Raw genomic sequence first — 15,423 nt, forward strand, 5'->3', positions numbered from 1 at the left:
GGCTCTTCACATTCGAGGGTGTAGTTGGGGTCGGAATCCGCCCGTCTCGAGTAGTGATCGGGCGATGTAATTGGTCAGGTTGCGGAAGCCGAGGGCCGAGCCGCGCAGGTGCTCGAGCCTGCCGTTCATGGCCTCGGTGGGGCCGTTGGACGTGCCGGGCCGGTCGAAGTAGGCGAGCACGTCGGCGGCGCGGCGCTTCAGGGTCCTGCCCAGCTTGCGCAGCTCGGTCAGGGCGGCTGGCACGGTGGAGCTGACGGAGGCGATGAGCTGGGCCATGAGCTGGCGACCATGTGCGCGGTCGGGGACGCGGTAGGCGGCGATCATGCGCTGGTAGACGGCCCAGGCGGCCTCGACCGCTACGTGGGTGTCGCCGTCGAACAGGCCCTCCAGGCGCTGGGACTGCTTCTCGGTGAGCAGGTCGGCGCCGGTGTGCAGGGTCCGGCGGGCGGCGTAGAGCGGATCGCCCTTGCGGCCCCGGTGCCCGCAGGTGTCCTGCTGGACACGGCGCCGGCAGTCATCGAGCGCGTCGCCAGCGAGGCGGACCACGTGAAAAGGATCCATGATGGCGACCGCGTCGGGCAGCTCTTCGGCGGCGGCGGTCTTGAACCCGGTGAAGCCGTCCATCGCGACGATCTCGACCCCGTCGCGCCAGTCCTGCGGCCGGCCCGCGAGCCACTGCTTGAAGGCGTGTTTCGAGCGGCCCTCGACCATGTCCAGCAGCCGGGACGGGCCGGTCCCCTCGCGAACAGCGGTGAGGTCGATGATCACGGTCACGAACCTGTCGCCGCGGCGGGTGTGGCGCCAGACATGCTCGTCGACACCGATGGCGCTGACGCCGTCGAACCGGGTCGGATCATCGATGAGGACGCGGCGTCCTTCGGTCAGGACCGCGGCGTTGGCGGTGTTCCACGAGACCCCCAGCCCCTCGGCGACACGAGCGACACTCAAGTGCTGGCACACGATCCCTTCCAGCGCCCACCGCAACCCGCGGCGGGAGAGCCGAGCGCGCGGCTCGGCCGCGGCGGTCGTGTCCTGACGCCACACGTGCCCGCAGCCCGTGCACCGGTACCGACGCACCCTCACCTCCAGCGTCGTGGGACGCCACCCCAAAGGCTCGTGAGCGAGCTCGCGCGTGACGGTGTCCCGCGCGACGCCCTCGCACCCGCACCGCCGGCACCAGCTGTCCGGTTCGACGACCCTGCAGGCCAGGACCGCCCGACCAGGCTCGATGCGCTGGCCGACGACCTCCAAGCCGAGCTCGTCCAGACGAGCGAACGTGGTCAGATCAGGGCGGGCGAAGGTAGCGTCAGGCACGTCGAGGTCTTCCCGGTGGGTGGCGTGAGAACCCCCATCATCGGAAGACCTCGACCCCTATCTGGACGCTGACACGCCGGCACCTCGCTCACCACCGCGCCAGGCCGTCTACACCCTCAATCCGGAAGAGCCGCGAAACCGAGCCGCTCGAACCGCCGCCAGATGTTCGGTCCGAGTCCACCTGCGTCCATTCGAGGAAGTCGTGAGACAGCGACTCGTGAACGGCTGGACCCCCGGGCGCCGGGAGTTCAGCCGTATTTCGTTGGTGGGCGTGCGCAGGCTTCAGGGCGGTTCGTGTTGCCACATCACGCCCACCGGTACGGTCGCCGGCATATTCCGCAGGGCTCGCAGCTGGCGGCCACGGCTAGGAGTGACGACGCCGTAGGTTGGGCACCCCATCAGCTGCCGCGGCGAGGAGACTGTGACCGTCACCAGTTCCTCGGTGCACTCGGGAGCCTCGACGTGCGCCCCGGGCTGTCCCACGAGGTCGTCCCGCCGTTGGCGTAGTTCAGTCGTAGAAGGGTGCACCAGGCCACTGAGTAGCGTGGCACAACGTCGAGGTCCCCGAGGGTGATCAGCATGACTCGTCACTGCTGGTCATCCAGGGGACCCCGACGCCTACCCCCGCAACCTCAACCCGGCGCGCCCCGCTCCCGACCGCTCACCCGAGCAGCCCCCGATGTCCGAAGAGCCTGTACTCGCCGCCGCGCTGTCGAACCTGTTATCTGATGGTCAGGTAACTCGCAGGGTGGTGATGCACGTCGGGTCATCCTCGTTCAGCGTGGTGATTGCCACTGTCCCTTCCTGTCCTTCATGCGCGATCGAGAGGGTTCCCTCGATGTCGCGAGGCACCCACAACCCGACGAAGCCGTTGTCGAACGTCTCGCGCGTCTCGTTGATGAGAACTTCACCGTCGGCGTCGGTGAGCACGACTTGAACGTCCGCATTGCCGAGTTCACCGATACAGGTGGTCAGGCTGTGGAAATAGCAGTCGTGCGTCTGCTCGCGATAGGGCGCGACGGAGACGTATACCTCGTCCTCGGGCATCGGCAGTTGTGCCTCGCGGCCCTGGTCATCGGTGAGCACGAGAGCGTCAGGCTGAACGGATGCGAGCAGATCAGATGGGCGATCGGCAACGGGCATCGTGTCGAGCCGCTCGATGACCTGCGCGGCGTCGAGTCCCGCCAGGTCGTGCGTGGAGAAGAACTCGCTGTCGGAAGCTTGGTTGCTGGATGGCGGCGTTGCTGATTCGGGGGTGGAGTTTGCGCAACCGGCGAGCACGAGGCCAGAGATGAGCGCCATGGTGGCTGCGGTGAGCAGACTCCCTCGTCGGGTCCTGGTGGGGTTGGTCATAGTTTGATCCTTTGAGACGTGGGGGCAAGCCGGTGTCGGAACGCTCGAGCGTTCCGACACCGGCCCGGACGGAGCGTTAGAGGGAGGCCAAGAGGTCTTCCATCTCCTGGATTTCTGCGGTCTGGTCGTCGATGATCGTTTGTGCGAGCTCGATCGCAGCCGGGTCGCTTCCGTCCTCGACCTGGGTCTGGGCCATCTCGACCGCTCCTTCGTGATGGACGATCATCTGCTCCAGGAACAGGCGCGACGCCTCGGTGCCACTGGCCGCTTCGAGGGCGGCGAGATCCTCCTCGGACATCATTCCGTCGCCGTGGTCCATCCCGTCCATCTCGCGTTCGTCCGGGTCGACGCCCCAGTCATCGAGCCAACCATTGAGCTGGTTGATCTCGGGGCCCTGGGCCGCCTTGATCTCCTCGGCCAACGTCGCCACCTCCGGGTCGACGTCGTCCTTGGCGAGGACGATGTTGCTCATCTCGATGGCCTGCTCGTGGTGGACGATCATCATCGATGCGAACATCACGTCCGCATCGTTGACGCCTGCTGCTTGCTCGGTCGAGTCGTCTTCCGTGACCGGCGTCGAGTCGTCCTCGCTCCCGGCGGAGCAGCCGGCCAGTACCAAGGCAGCGGCGAGGGCGAGCGCAGCGGTCGCCGCAGTTCGGGTAGTCATCAGTGTTCTCCAATATCAACAGTCGCTTGGATGGCACGCGAACCTCGATGGCATCGCGTGAGTGAGGTGGGGAACCCTGGGCGTTCTGGGACGCGCCGGGTTCACCGGCCCCTCACGTGCGACTGATGCAGAGAACGTGTAAGGACGGTGCCCTCAGTGGCACTCGGACGGTGAGGCGGACCTGGGGATGATCTGATCGTGGGTTGCTGTGCATCCATCCAGGGAGGAGACGCGGCGGCATCAGGACGAGCAGCGCGAGCAGAAGCGCGAGCACACACGCCATCGCCATCTCTAGATGGTCGCTGGCGCCGCAGTCCGCACACGCACCCTCGTGATTCTTGGCCGTGTCGCTGGATGTCTGCTGCCCTACTGCCGCGTGGTGGGCCTCTCCGGCCTCAGGGGCGGAAACTGAGATGGCTGCGGGCGCCTGGGCAGTCGGAGTGCCATGCAGGTTCAGCGTATGCATGGCGACCAGGCCCACGATGATCCCGGCAACAAGCAGACCACCCCAGAGGAGGCGCCGGAAGATGCCCCGAGGGGCTCTCTCGGATCGCGTCGCCGGCACGGACACCATCGGGCCAGGTTACCGACCGCCCCTGTGGTCGACCACAAGCCGCCCGGACACCTGACTCATGTGCAGGAGCACCACTGGCGGTGTCGGCCCCGGTCAGCGCAACCGGGGTATCGCCGAGGTGACGGACGGTGAACAGCGGGTCGATGGAGACAGGCCGGGTGTTGTTACCGGGCGTGCGGTGACCCTCGCCGGTGATCGCGATCGCGGAGCTGCTCACCGCGTTCCTTCCTGAGTCGCGGAGGCAGTGAACGCCGGCAACAGGATCGCCTAGATGAACCGCGGCGCGTCATCGGGGTCGAGGCAGAACGTGGCGGCTCCAACAATTGATTGATACCCGCTAGGGGTATAGGGTGACGGTCGTCGTACACAGATGAAGGAGTAGGAAGCTATGGCAACCACGACCGAGTACCAGGTGACTGGCATGAGCTGCGGACACTGCGAGAGCGCGGTCCGCGCCGAGGTAGGCGAGGTCCCCGGCGTCACCGGCATCGACGTCAGCGCGGCCACCGGCCACCTGGCTGTGACGGCCGATGGGCCGGTAGATGATGCCGCGGTGATCGCCGCAGTCGATGAGGCTGGTTACGCCGCCGTCAGGAGCTGACATGAAGGCGCCTGCGCGGCTCGGCCTGTACGGGCTGCTCCTGGTGGCTGTGTTCGCTGTGGCTGGATTCGTAGCGAACGCGGTGGTTTCCGAGGAGACCGTGCAGGGCTGGACGCACGACACCGACGACACCGCCCACCACGACGGAGAAGGTCTGATGAACGCCGTCGAGCAGGACGGTCGCGAGGCCGGAGTGTCGTCACTGGGCCTGAGCCTGGCCCAGGGGGGTTACCGGCTGGCCGCCGTGATCGCGCCGACCGACACGACCAGCGAGGGCGAGCTGTCCTTGACCGTGACCGGCCCGGACGGCATGGCGGTGACGGACTTCGAGGTGGAGCACGAGCAGGAGCTGCACCTGATCGCCGTCCGTGCTGACGGGCAGCACTTCCGCCACGTGCACCCCGAGATGGATGACGAGGGCACCTGGTCGATCCCCTGGCAGTGGGACGGAGCTGGCTCCTACCGGGTCTTCGCGGACTTTGTCCCCGCAGACACCGGAGAGGGCCTCACACTCTCGACCTCGGTCCAGGTGGCCGGCGATTACAACCCGGGACCGGCGACCGAGCCGGTTACCGAGACGACCGTGGGCGGCTTCGACGTCAGCGTGGAGGGCAGCCTCACCGCAGGTGAGGCGTCCGAGCTGACCATGACCATCACTCGTGACGGCGAGCCGGTCACCGAACTGGAGCCCTACCTGGGCGCATTCGGTCACCTGGTTGCCCTTCGTAACGGGGACCTGGCCTACCTGCACGTCCACCCGCACGGGGACGAACCCCAGGCTGGGGAGACCTCCGGACCCGAGATCGTGTTCGAGGCCACCGCGCCCACGCCTGGGAGGTACCTGCTTTATCTCGACTTCCAGATCGACGGCGAGGTCCACACCGCGCCGCTGGTGATCGACACGACCACCGACCCAGGCGAAGGCCCCGGCGGCGGGGAGCGCTCCGAGGACGGGCGTCCCGGCCAGGAGCCGGGAAACGCTGACGAGAATGAGGGCGGAGACGGCCATGACCACTGAGAACACCAGCACGGGCATCGCCAGCATCGAGCTGCAGATCGGTGGCATGACCTGCGCCTCGTGCGCGAACCGGATCGAGAAGAAGCTCAACAAGCTCGACGGCGTCACCGCCAGCGTGAACTACGCGACCGAGAAGGCCAGCGTCACGGGCCCCGACGATCTCGATCCGATGTTGTTGGTCGCCGAAGTCGAGAAGACCGGGTACACGGCCGCACTCCCGACCCCTACCAAGGGTTCCGATCAGAGCCCGGGCGAGGAGGGTGAGTCTGCCGCGGACGCCGAGCTGCGTTCGCTGCGCCAGCGGCTCATCGGCTCTGCCATCCTCGCGGTGCCGGTGATCGCCATGGCGATGATTCCCGCCCTGCAGTTCGACTACTGGGGCTTCGCGTCACTGGTGCTCGCCGCTCCGGTCGTGGTGTGGGCCGGCTGGCCCTTCCACAAGGCGGCGTGGATGAACCTGCGCCATGGCGCGGCGACGATGGACACCCTCATCTCGGTGGGCACGACCGCGGCGATGCTCTGGTCGATCGTGGCCCTGTTCTTCGGCACCGCCGGCCAGCCCGGCACGGTTCACCCCTTCGAGCTGACCATCTCTCGCTCCGACGGGCTCGGACACATCTATCTCGAGGTGGCAGCCGGGGTGATCACGTTCATCCTGCTCGGCCGCTACTTCGAGAAGCGCTCCAAGCGCCGCGCCGGTGCCGCCCTGCGCGCCCTGCTGGAGCTTGGGGCGAAAGAAGTATCGGTGCTGCGCGATGGAAGGGAGCAGCGGGTCTCCGTCGAGGAGCTGGCCGTAGGCGAGGAGTTTGTCGTCCGGCCCGGGGAGAAGATCGCCACCGACGGAACGATCAGCTCCGGCAAGTCCGCGATCGACGCCTCCATGCTCACCGGCGAATCCGTTCCCGTCGAGGTCGGCGAAGGCGACACCGTGGCCGGGGCGACCGTCAACGCCGGCGGCCGGCTCGTGGTGAAGGCCACTCGGGTGGGCTCGGACACGCAGCTGGCGCAGATGGCAAAGATGGTCGAGGACGCTCAATCGGGCAAGGCCGAGATCCAGCGCCTCGCCGACCGCGTCTCCGGGGTGTTCGTGCCGATCGCGATCGCGATCGCCGTTGCAGCCCTGGGCGCGTGGATCGGCGCCGGGTTCCCCCTGTCGGCAGGTTTCACCGCCGCCGTGGCGGTGCTCATCATCGCCTGCCCCTGCGCCCTGGGCCTCGCCACTCCGACGGCACTGCTGGTCGGCACCGGTCGCGGTGCGCAGATGGGGGTGCTCATCAAGGGCCCCGAGACCCTCGAATCGACCCGCAAGGTCGACACGATCGTGCTCGACAAGACCGGCACCGTCACGACCGGGAAGATGACCCTCACCGATGTCATCACCGCCGACGGGGGCGATCGAGCCGAGCTGCTGCGCCTGGCCGGTGGCTTGGAGGACTACTCCGAGCACCCGATCGCCCAAGCCATCGCGGCCGGCGCCACCAGCGAGGTCGGGGACCTGCCTGCGCCGGAGTCCTTCGACAATGTCGAGGGGCAAGGTGTGCAGGGCGTCATCGACGGCCACGCAGTGGTCGCTGGCCGGGAGTCGCTCCTGGCCGATTGGTCGATGCACGTGGACGAGAGCCTGCGTTCGGCCAAGCGGGCCGCCGAGGCCCAGGGCAAGACCGCGATCACGGTCGGATGGGACGGCGCCGCCCGTGGGGTCCTGGTCGTCTCCGATCAGATCAAGCCCACCAGTGCCCGGGCCGTCGCCCAGTTCAAGGAACTCGGACTGACGCCGGTGCTGCTGACCGGCGACAACCAGTCCGTGGCCGAGCAGGTCGCCTCCGAGGTCGGCATCGAGCAAGTCATCGCCGAAGTCCTACCCAAGGACAAGGTCGGTGTCGTCGCCCGGCTCCAGGACGAGGGCAAGATTGTCGCGATGGTCGGCGACGGCGTCAACGATGCCCCCGCCCTGGCCCAGGCCGACCTGGGTCTAGCGATGGGCACCGGCACCGACGTGGCGATCGAGGCCGCCGACATCACCCTGGTGCGCGGGGACCTGCGCGCCGCTGCGGACGCCATCCGGCTGGCTAGGCGGACGCTGCGCACGATCAAGACCAACCTGTTCTGGGCCTTCGCCTACAACACCGCCGCGATCCCACTGGCCGCCTTCGGTCTGCTCAACCCGATGCTCGCCGGAGCGGCCATGGCCCTGTCGTCGGTGTTCGTCGTGTCGAACAGCCTGCGGCTGCGGACCTTCACGGCCCGCGCGGACGACGAGAGCGCGGCGGCTCCTGCTGGCACGGCACCGGCCCGTGAGCCGGTGAACGTCTGACCGTCGTCATCACGCAACAGGAAGGGACACCCGATGACTGCACACGAGAACCTGAACCTGACCGACGTTTCGTCGAGTGGAGGCAGCTGCTGTGGACACGCGCCGAGCGCCGACGCCGTCGCACAGACCTCCGCTGAGGAGATGGCCGAGTGCCCCGTGATGGCCGGCACCCCGGTCGTCAAGGCAGAAGCTGAGAACGCCGGTCTGGTCCGCGATCACAACGGCCAGCGGTACTGGCTGTGCTGCGCGTCCTGCGGCCCATTGTTCGACGCCGACCCCGATCGATACGCGACGGTGGGCTGAGGCCGCATCCGTTCCCGCGCTCCTTCGACGCACGTCCTCGCAGAGCGCGGGCCCTTCGCTCAGGCTCCATTCCCAGCCTGGAGGACACACGAAAGAGGCGACCATGAGCCACCACGACCACTCAACACGATCACCCTCGACGCCCGACGACACGCGGCACCACGGGTCCGATCCGCATGCTGGCCACCACTCCCACACCCAGGGACATGACGAGGCCTCGGATCACTCCGAGGCGCACGGGAACCACGGTGGACACGGCGATCACGGACATGGCGGGCACGCGGGTCACGGAGACCATGTCGCGCAGTTCCGACGCCTGTTCTGGATCATGCTGGTCCTCGCCGTGCCCGTGGTGGGGTTCAACGACATGTTCGCCGATCTCATCGGGTACCCGTTGCCCGAGGCAGGATGGGTCCGTTGGGTGTCGCCGGTCCTGGGAACCGTGATGTACGTCTGGGGCGGCCAGCCGTTCCTCACCGGCGCGGTCTCGGAGCTCCGCGCCCGCAAGCCCGGGATGATGCTGCTGATCGGCCTAGCCATCACCGTGGCGTTCCTCGCCTCTTGGGGTGCGAGCCTGGGCGTCCTGGACCACGAGCTGAACTTCTGGTGGGAACTGGCGCTGCTGGTGGTCATCATGCTGCTCGGCCACTGGATCGAGATGCGTTCCCTGGCGCAGACCACCTCCGCCCTCGACTCCCTGGCAGCGCTCCTCCCGGACGAGGCCGAGAAGGTTGACGGCGACGAGGTCGTGACGGTCTCCCCCGGCGATCTCGTGGTCGGCGACGTCGTCGTCGTCCGTCCCGGCTCTTCGGTACCCGCCGATGGAAAGATCGTCGACGGGTCGGCCTCCATGGATGAGTCGATGGTCACCGGAGAATCGAAGACGGTACGCCGCGAGATCGGTGAGCAGGTCGTCGCCGGCACTGTCGCCACCGACTCCGGGCTGCGGGTCGAGGTCACTGCCACCGGTGACGACACCGCCCTGGCGGGCATCCAGAAACTTGTCTCCGACGCGCAGGCCTCGTCCTCGCGCGCACAGAGGATCGCCGACACCGCCGCTGCCTGGCTGTTCTGGTTCGCCCTCGGCGCCGCATTGATCACCGCGGTCATCTGGTCGCTGATCGGGCTGCCGGACGCCGCGGTGGTGCGCACCATCACCGTCCTGGTCATCGCCTGTCCGCACGCACTCGGTCTGGCGATCCCCCTCGTGGTGTCCATCGCCACCGAGCGCGCAGCCCGCGGGGGCGTGCTGGTCAAGGACAGGCTCGCCCTGGAATCGATGCGCACCGTCGATTCCGTGCTGTTCGACAAGACCGGAACGCTGACCAAGGGCGAGCCCACCGTCACCGCCATCGAACCGGTCGGGAACCGCAGTGCCGAGGACGTTTTGGCGCTGGCCGCGGCTGCGGAGTCCGACAGCGAGCACCCCCTGGCCAGGGCCATCGTCGGCGCAGCCAGTGCCCGCGAGGTTCCAGTGGCGAAGGCTCAGGATTTCTCCTCCTCGCCGGCGGTCGGGGTCAAGGCAACCGTCGACAGCTCCGTGGTCGAGGTCGGTGGCCCCTACCTGCTCGACCAGCACGGGCTGGACGAACTGCCGGTCGCCGACCAGTGGCGGAACGAGGGGGCGATCATCCTCCACGTCCTGGCCGACGGCGAGGTCATCGGGGCGCTACGTCTGGCCGATGAGATCCGCCCTGAATCCCACGATGCTGTCGACGCCCTTCACGCCGCCGGCGCCCAGGTCGTGATGATCACCGGGGACGCCCAGGCCGTCGCCGACACCGTCGCGCGCGAGCTGGGCATCGACCGGGTCTTCGCCGGCGTGCGGCCAGAGGACAAGGCTGCCAAGGTCGCCGAGCTCCAGGACGAAGGCAGGAAGGTCGCCATGGTCGGTGACGGCGTCAACGACGCCCCTGCGCTCGCCCAGGCCGATGTCGGCATCGCCATCGGTGCCGGTACCGACGTAGCCATCGGGTCCGCCGGAGTCATCCTGGCCTCCTCCGACCCGCGCTCGGTGCTGTCCGTCATCGACCTCTCCCGCGCCAGCTACCGCAAGATGAAGCAGAACCTGTGGTGGGCCGCCGGGTACAACCTGATGTCGGTACCCCTGGCCGCCGGTGTGCTCGCACCGATCGGGTTCGTACTGCCGATGAGCATCGGCGCAATCCTGATGTCGGCCTCCACCGTCGTCGTTGCACTCAATGCCCAGCTGCTGCGGCGCCTCGATCTCACCCCCGCGTCCAGCACGGCGAAGATCCTTGACCAGGCCACGACCGAATGAGCACCCGTCTGCTGTCGTAGCAGAGACCGCACGAATCCGGAGAAGACACGATGGACACCACCACCGCGACAGCAACCGAAGCTGACCACGGATACATCAGCGATAAGGACCGCTACCTGGCTCGTCTCAAGCGCATCGAGGGACAAGCCCGTGGAATCCACCGCATGATCGACGAGGACACCTACTGCATCGACATCCTCACCCAGATCAGCGCCGTCACCTCCGCGTTGGAGAACGTCGCCCTGGCCCTCCTCGACGACCACCTCAAGCACTGCGTCGTCCGGGCTGCCAAGGCCGGCGGCGCCGACGCTGACGAGAAGCTCAAGGAAGCCTCCGAAGCCATCAGTCGCCTCGTGAAGTCCTGAGGCGCGGCATGGATACGACCCGCGCGGTTGTGGGTGCACGGTCGTGGGGTCCTTCGCCGCTGCGTCATCGTGCTCATCACAACGCCGGGCTCCGGCACGCCGACCACGCCCAACGCTCGTCTGCGCTCAGTTCTGGACGCCCGGGCAGACCTCGCTGCCCTGTCCCATGTCAACCGTGAAAGAGACGTTCCGGATAATGCCTGCCCCTCGTCCACACCCAGATCCCGACCACCAGGCTCGTCGCGGCCCGGGACGGCTGCGCGCTGTCGTAGCGACCGTGTTCGCCCTTGCCATCACGCTGGCCGGATGCGCACCCGGCAGCGGCGGCAGTCCCGCCGAGGTGGCCGGCGCAGGCTACGTGTCCGGTGACGGGTCCCTGTCGCTGTGGACGCCCGACGAGCGCGGTGCACCGGTCGAGATGACGGGCACGAGCTACACCGGGGAGAGCATCGACCTGACCGACTGGCGCGGGGAGGTGGCGGTGGTCAACTTCTGGTATGCCGCATGTCCGCCGTGCCGGGCCGAGGCGCCAGCCCTCGAGGCCATCGCCGAGGACTACCAGGACCAAGGGGTCCGCCTGCTCGGAGTCAACCCACGCGATGACACGGCCACCGCCCAGGCCTTCGAACGTACCTTCCAGATCCCCTACCCCTCCATCCATGACCAGAGCGCACGTGCCGTGGCCGCCTTCCAGGGCCTCGTGCCCCTGCAGGCCATGCCCACGACCGTGGTTCTGGACCGCCAGGGGCGGGTCGCGGCCCGCATCATGGGCGAGTTCGACCCCACCAGCCTGCGCGGCCTCATCGACGACACGCTCGCCGAGAGGGCCGAAGACGCATGAGCTGGGACCAGGTCGGCTCGTTCTTCGCCAGCACCGTGCTCACCGGCCCCATGCTCGCCGCGCTGCCCGTAGCCGCGCTGGCCGGATTCATCTCCTTTGCCTCCCCGTGCGTGCTGCCGCTGCTGCCCGGCTACGTCGGCTACCTCGGCGGCATGGCCGGAGCCACCACTCCGGGTGCGCAGCTGGCCGGCGGGCAGCAGACCAAGGTTCGTGACCGGCGCCTGCTGGCCGGGGTACTGCTGTTCGTCGCCGGCTTCACCGCCGTGTTCGTCCTGCTCGGCGTCATCTTCGCCTGGCTGGGGATCCTGCTCGCTCCCTGGCTGGACATGATCACCCGCATCCTGGGTGTCCTCGTGGTGCTCATGGGCCTGGCCTTCACGGGCTACGTCCCCCTCATGCAGCGCGAGCGGCGCCTGCACCTGACCCCCCGGCAGGGCCTCTGGGGCGCGCCGCTGCTCGGCGTCGTCTTCGGGCTGGGCTGGGCCCCCTGCATGGGACCGACCTTGGCCGCGGTGCTCAGCCTCGCCTTCAGCGAGGCCGATCCCGCCCGCGGCGGAATCCTCGTGTTCGCCTACAGTCTCGGGCTGGGGATCCCGTTCGTCGCCGGAGCGATGCTGCTGTCCCGTTCCACCCGGGCGCTGAAGTTCCTACGGCGCCACCGCCTCACCTTCCAGCGCCTCGGCGGCGGGCTCCTCGTCCTGCTCGGACTGGCGATGATCACCGGGCTCTGGAACTGGATCTCGGGCTACCTGCAGGGCCTCGCCGCCAACTTCCAGACCATCGTCTGACTGTCAGGAGTCCCTTCACCGCCTGCTGAGGATGGGATAGGAGCGTCGACCACAGTCAGGCCCCTTCGCCTCACTGACCTCGTGCCCGTGACAGGACCTTTCTCTCCGTGCTCACCGGCCCTGCCCACGCCGCAGCAGCTGACCCACCGGCGCCACCCGCAGCGCTCGTGCCGACACCTGCCCGCGGCGCCGGGACGACTCAGTCCCGTCAACGACGACGGGGTCACCAGTCCGATGGACCGGTGACCCCGTCGGGTCCCGCTGCTAAGGAGCGCTGGGCGGACCGACAGAGGACGGCCCGCCCAGCGTGGATCAGCGGGTCTGCTCGATGCGGACGACCCCGAGGCTGTCCGCGCCGTCGCCGTCCCAGTCGCCGAACGCGGCGACGTCGCCGTCGCGCCCGTAGCGGGTCTCGGTCACCTCGGCGTCGGAGGCCATCTCGTTCGTCACGAAGAAGTCGGCGCCGCGCTGGAGGGCGAGGCTGTCCGCACCGTCGCCGTCCCAGTCGCCCACGAGGACGAGGTCGCCGTCGCGGCCGAGCGAGATCTCGCCGTCCACGCCTGCGCCGGTCGGGTCGTTCGTCCAGATGACGTCGGAGCCGCGGCGGACGCCGAACGTGTCCGTGCCGTCGCCGTCGAAATCACCCACGAGGAGGGTGTCCCCGTCGGCGCCGAAGGCGGCGAGCTCGATCTCGCCCGGGTTCTCGAGGTCGTTGATGATCTGCAGGACGTTGCCGTCGCGGACCGCGAACGTGTCCGTGCCGTCGCCGTCGAAGTCGCCCTGGACGATCTCGTCGCCCGGCTCCCCGAGCCGGAGGACCTGCTCGGCGGGGCCGGTGCCGAGGGTGTTCGTCAGGTGGATCTCGTTCCCGCGGCGCACGGCGATCGAGTCGGACCCGTCGCCGTCCCAGTCGCCGACGAAGATCTCGTCGCCCTCGACGCCGTAGAGGAAGTTGTGCGCGGCGTCGCCGGCGAGCTCGTCCGAGAGCAGGAAGCGCGGGGTGCCGGGCAGCTGCTCGGGCTCGGGCTCGGGGGCCGGCTCCGGCTCGGTGCGCGCGGCGTCGCGGGAGGCGGCGTCCGCCTCGCGCGCGGCGGCGGAGTCCCGGGCCTCCTGGTCGTTCTGCGCCTCGGTCTCGCCCTGCGGCTCCGCCTCGACCTGGGGCGCGGTCTCGGGCTCCGGGGCGGGCTCCGCGGGCGCGGGCTCGGCCGGCGCGGGGGTCGAGCCGCCGGGGCCGCCGCCCGGGTAGGTGGCGAAGTTCTGGGTGGCGAACACGCGCCCGTCGGCCGAGACGGCCACGCCGACGCCGAAGTGCGTGTAGGACCCGGTGAGCAGGATGTTGTTGTGCACCGGGGAGTTGCGCCACTGGCTCATGAAGTAGTCGGCCTGGTGGTCCGGGTAGATGCCCCAGGACAGGATCTCCGACGTGCCGGTCGAGCCGGCGGGGACGGCCGAGCGGCCGTAGTCCCCGCGGTGGACCATCGAGCCGATGCTCGCCTGGTGGTTGGACCAGGACTGCGCGACCGAGTCGATGGACCCGGTGCGCGTGAGCTGGGACAGGCCGTTGGCGGCGCGGTAGGCGTTGGTCTGGGCGGCGATCGCGTTGGCGACCTGGTTCTGCCAGCCGGCGTCGGTGCGGATGACGGGGCTGACGGTGCGGACGCCTGAGGGCGTCTCGGCCGCCTGGGCGGTCGTGACGGTCGCGCTCGCGGCGGCGACGGTCAGGAGTGCGGTGGCGACCCGGGGGGCGAGGGTGCGGCGCCGGACGTGGCGGCCGCGCGGGGGTGCAAACACGTCGGTCGGTTCTCCTCGTTATCGGAACGTGACCGCGTGAGACTAAGTCGTTACCATCGGTCACGTCGAGAACCTGTGTGACATCTCACCTCTTCCGGGCGGGGGCTCACCGAAGGCGTCAAGTTGCCTCCGCGCCGCCGCCCGGACAGCTGCACAAGCTCAGTGCCAACCCATGGTGACCGGAGCCCGATCGGTCCTGCCTCTGGGTGACGGCGTTCTCGTCTCGTGCGGAGGCCGCTTCCCGCGCTGCTACCGGCCGAGCCCGAGCCCGTCGACGACGTCGGCCACCCGCGCCCGTTGAGCGCGGGTGAGGGCCCGGATCGGCAGCGGTAGGCACCAGCCCGGGACGAGGCCGAGGTGCTGGGCGATCGCCGCGGAGACCCGGGCGCTCCCGCCGAGCTCGGGGAGGAGCTCCCAGAGCGGTGCGAGGCGTGCCGACTCCGCGGCCGCCTCCTCCGGACGCCCGGCCTGCACGGCCCTGGTGATCGTGAGCATCGGAGCGGGAAGCGTGCCTCCGACCGCGGTGTACCAGGCGTCGCACCCGGCAACGAGCCCGGCGGCCCCCAGGGCGTCGCCGGAGACCCCGACGGTGACGTGATCGGGGACGGCCGTGCGGATCGCGTCGACGTGCCGACGGGCCTGAGCGGGATCCGCGGGCACGCCGGGGATCTTGATCGACGCGATACCGGGTAGTGCGGCGACGCGGGCGTAGAGCTCGGTGGTGAAGGTGAACCGTGTGGTCGTGGGGTTGTCGTACACGACCACCGGCAGGTCCGTGTGCTCGGTGACGGTGCGGAACAGCTCGAGCACGTCGTCGTCGGTCAGCGGCTGGTACGTCATCGGCGCCAGCAGCACTCCTGCCGCACCCGCCTGCTCGGCGCTGTCGACGTGCGTGAGCACCTGCGAGGTGCGCAGCGCCCCCACCCCCACGAGCACCGGGACGTCCCGGGCGTGCGCGACGGCGAGCCGGGCCACCCGCGCCCGCTCCTCGGGGTCGAGGTAGGCGTAGGAGCCGGTAGAGCCGAGGGCGGTGATCGAGTCCACGCCCGCGTCGACGAGGCGCTCGACGAGTCCGGCGAACGCGGCCTCATCGAGGTGGTCGTCCGCGAGCGGCGTGAGGGGGAAGGCGCTCAGGCCCGTGAACATGCTCGACTGCCTCTTCTCGTCGTCGTGGTGGTCGTGGTCGTGATCGCGGCCGGATGCCACGCCGGGC

At 69.0% G+C, this 15,423-nt stretch carries 14 protein-coding genes; 8 read left to right on the forward strand and 6 right to left on the reverse strand.

Going from position 1 to position 15,423, the window contains the following annotated elements; translation table 11 throughout:
- Positions 1–6: 6 nt before the first annotated feature.
- The 4 genes from ACPYO6_RS09755 to ACPYO6_RS09770 all read right to left on the reverse strand — a co-directional run bounded on the left by ACPYO6_RS09755 (position 7) and on the right by ACPYO6_RS09770 (position 3,908).
- Entirely contained in the window at positions 7–1,314 is a 1,308-nt protein-coding gene (locus ACPYO6_RS09755; protein ID WP_425713489.1) for an ISL3 family transposase, read from the reverse strand.
- Between the two features lie 732 nt (positions 1,315–2,046).
- Positions 2,047–2,667 carry a CueP family metal-binding protein gene (locus ACPYO6_RS09760; RefSeq protein ID WP_425714668.1) on the reverse strand — a complete coding sequence of 207 codons (621 nt, stop codon included), beginning with the start codon at positions 2,665–2,667 and terminating at the stop codon, positions 2,047–2,049.
- A gap of 76 nt (positions 2,668–2,743) precedes the next feature.
- Entirely contained in the window at positions 2,744–3,334 is a 591-nt protein-coding gene (locus tag ACPYO6_RS09765) for a DUF305 domain-containing protein (protein WP_425714669.1), read from the reverse strand.
- Positions 3,335–3,446: 112 nt separating this feature from the next.
- Positions 3,447–3,908, reverse strand: coding sequence for a DUF6153 family protein (locus ACPYO6_RS09770; RefSeq protein ID WP_425710265.1), 462 nt, complete (start codon positions 3,906–3,908; stop codon positions 3,447–3,449).
- 388 nt (positions 3,909–4,296) lie between these two features.
- Between ACPYO6_RS09770 and ACPYO6_RS09775 the strand changes: the two genes are divergently transcribed.
- The 8 genes from ACPYO6_RS09775 to ACPYO6_RS09810 all read left to right on the forward strand — a co-directional run bounded on the left by ACPYO6_RS09775 (position 4,297) and on the right by ACPYO6_RS09810 (position 12,419).
- The gene (locus ACPYO6_RS09775) at positions 4,297–4,509 is read left to right on the forward strand and encodes a heavy-metal-associated domain-containing protein (RefSeq protein ID WP_425710264.1); all 213 of its coding nucleotides are present in this window, start codon (positions 4,297–4,299) and stop codon (positions 4,507–4,509) included.
- 1 nt (position 4,510) lies between these two features.
- Positions 4,511–5,527 carry a heavy-metal-associated domain-containing protein gene (locus ACPYO6_RS09780; RefSeq protein WP_425714670.1) on the forward strand — a complete coding sequence of 339 codons (1,017 nt, stop codon included), beginning with the start codon at positions 4,511–4,513 and terminating at the stop codon, positions 5,525–5,527.
- Entirely contained in the window at positions 5,517–7,841 is a 2,325-nt protein-coding gene (locus tag ACPYO6_RS09785; protein ID WP_425714671.1) for a heavy metal translocating P-type ATPase, read from the forward strand. Before ACPYO6_RS09780 ends, ACPYO6_RS09785 begins: the two co-directional genes overlap by 11 nt.
- A gap of 33 nt (positions 7,842–7,874) precedes the next feature.
- A complete protein-coding gene (locus tag ACPYO6_RS09790) occupies positions 7,875–8,144 on the forward strand; it encodes a hypothetical protein (RefSeq protein ID WP_425710261.1) in 270 nt (89 codons plus the stop codon).
- A 103-nt stretch (positions 8,145–8,247) separates the two neighbouring features.
- Positions 8,248–10,425, forward strand: coding sequence for a heavy metal translocating P-type ATPase (locus ACPYO6_RS09795; RefSeq protein ID WP_425714672.1), 2,178 nt, complete (start codon positions 8,248–8,250; stop codon positions 10,423–10,425).
- Positions 10,426–10,475: 50 nt separating this feature from the next.
- Complete coding sequence (locus ACPYO6_RS09800; RefSeq protein ID WP_425710259.1) at positions 10,476–10,790, forward strand: metal-sensitive transcriptional regulator; 315 nt, start codon at positions 10,476–10,478, stop codon at positions 10,788–10,790.
- A 277-nt stretch (positions 10,791–11,067) separates the two neighbouring features.
- The gene (locus tag ACPYO6_RS09805; RefSeq protein WP_425710258.1) at positions 11,068–11,631 is read left to right on the forward strand and encodes a TlpA family protein disulfide reductase; all 564 of its coding nucleotides are present in this window, start codon (positions 11,068–11,070) and stop codon (positions 11,629–11,631) included.
- Positions 11,628–12,419, forward strand: coding sequence for a cytochrome c biogenesis CcdA family protein (locus tag ACPYO6_RS09810; RefSeq protein ID WP_425714673.1), 792 nt, complete (start codon positions 11,628–11,630; stop codon positions 12,417–12,419). Before ACPYO6_RS09805 ends, ACPYO6_RS09810 begins: the two co-directional genes overlap by 4 nt.
- A 312-nt stretch (positions 12,420–12,731) precedes the next feature.
- On the opposite strand, the gene ACPYO6_RS09815 is transcribed toward ACPYO6_RS09810, so the two are convergent.
- Both ACPYO6_RS09815 and ACPYO6_RS09820 read right to left on the reverse strand, forming a co-directional pair.
- Complete coding sequence (locus tag ACPYO6_RS09815; RefSeq protein ID WP_425714674.1) at positions 12,732–14,210, reverse strand: CAP domain-containing protein; 1,479 nt, start codon at positions 14,208–14,210, stop codon at positions 12,732–12,734.
- A 249-nt stretch (positions 14,211–14,459) separates the two neighbouring features.
- Positions 14,460–15,356 carry a dihydrodipicolinate synthase family protein gene (locus ACPYO6_RS09820; protein ID WP_425714848.1) on the reverse strand — a complete coding sequence of 299 codons (897 nt, stop codon included), beginning with the start codon at positions 15,354–15,356 and terminating at the stop codon, positions 14,460–14,462.
- Positions 15,357–15,423 lie beyond the last annotated feature (67 nt).

The organism is Georgenia sp. Z1344 (assembly GCF_049856295.1).
Classification (GTDB): Bacteria; Actinomycetota; Actinomycetes; order Actinomycetales; family Actinomycetaceae; genus JB111.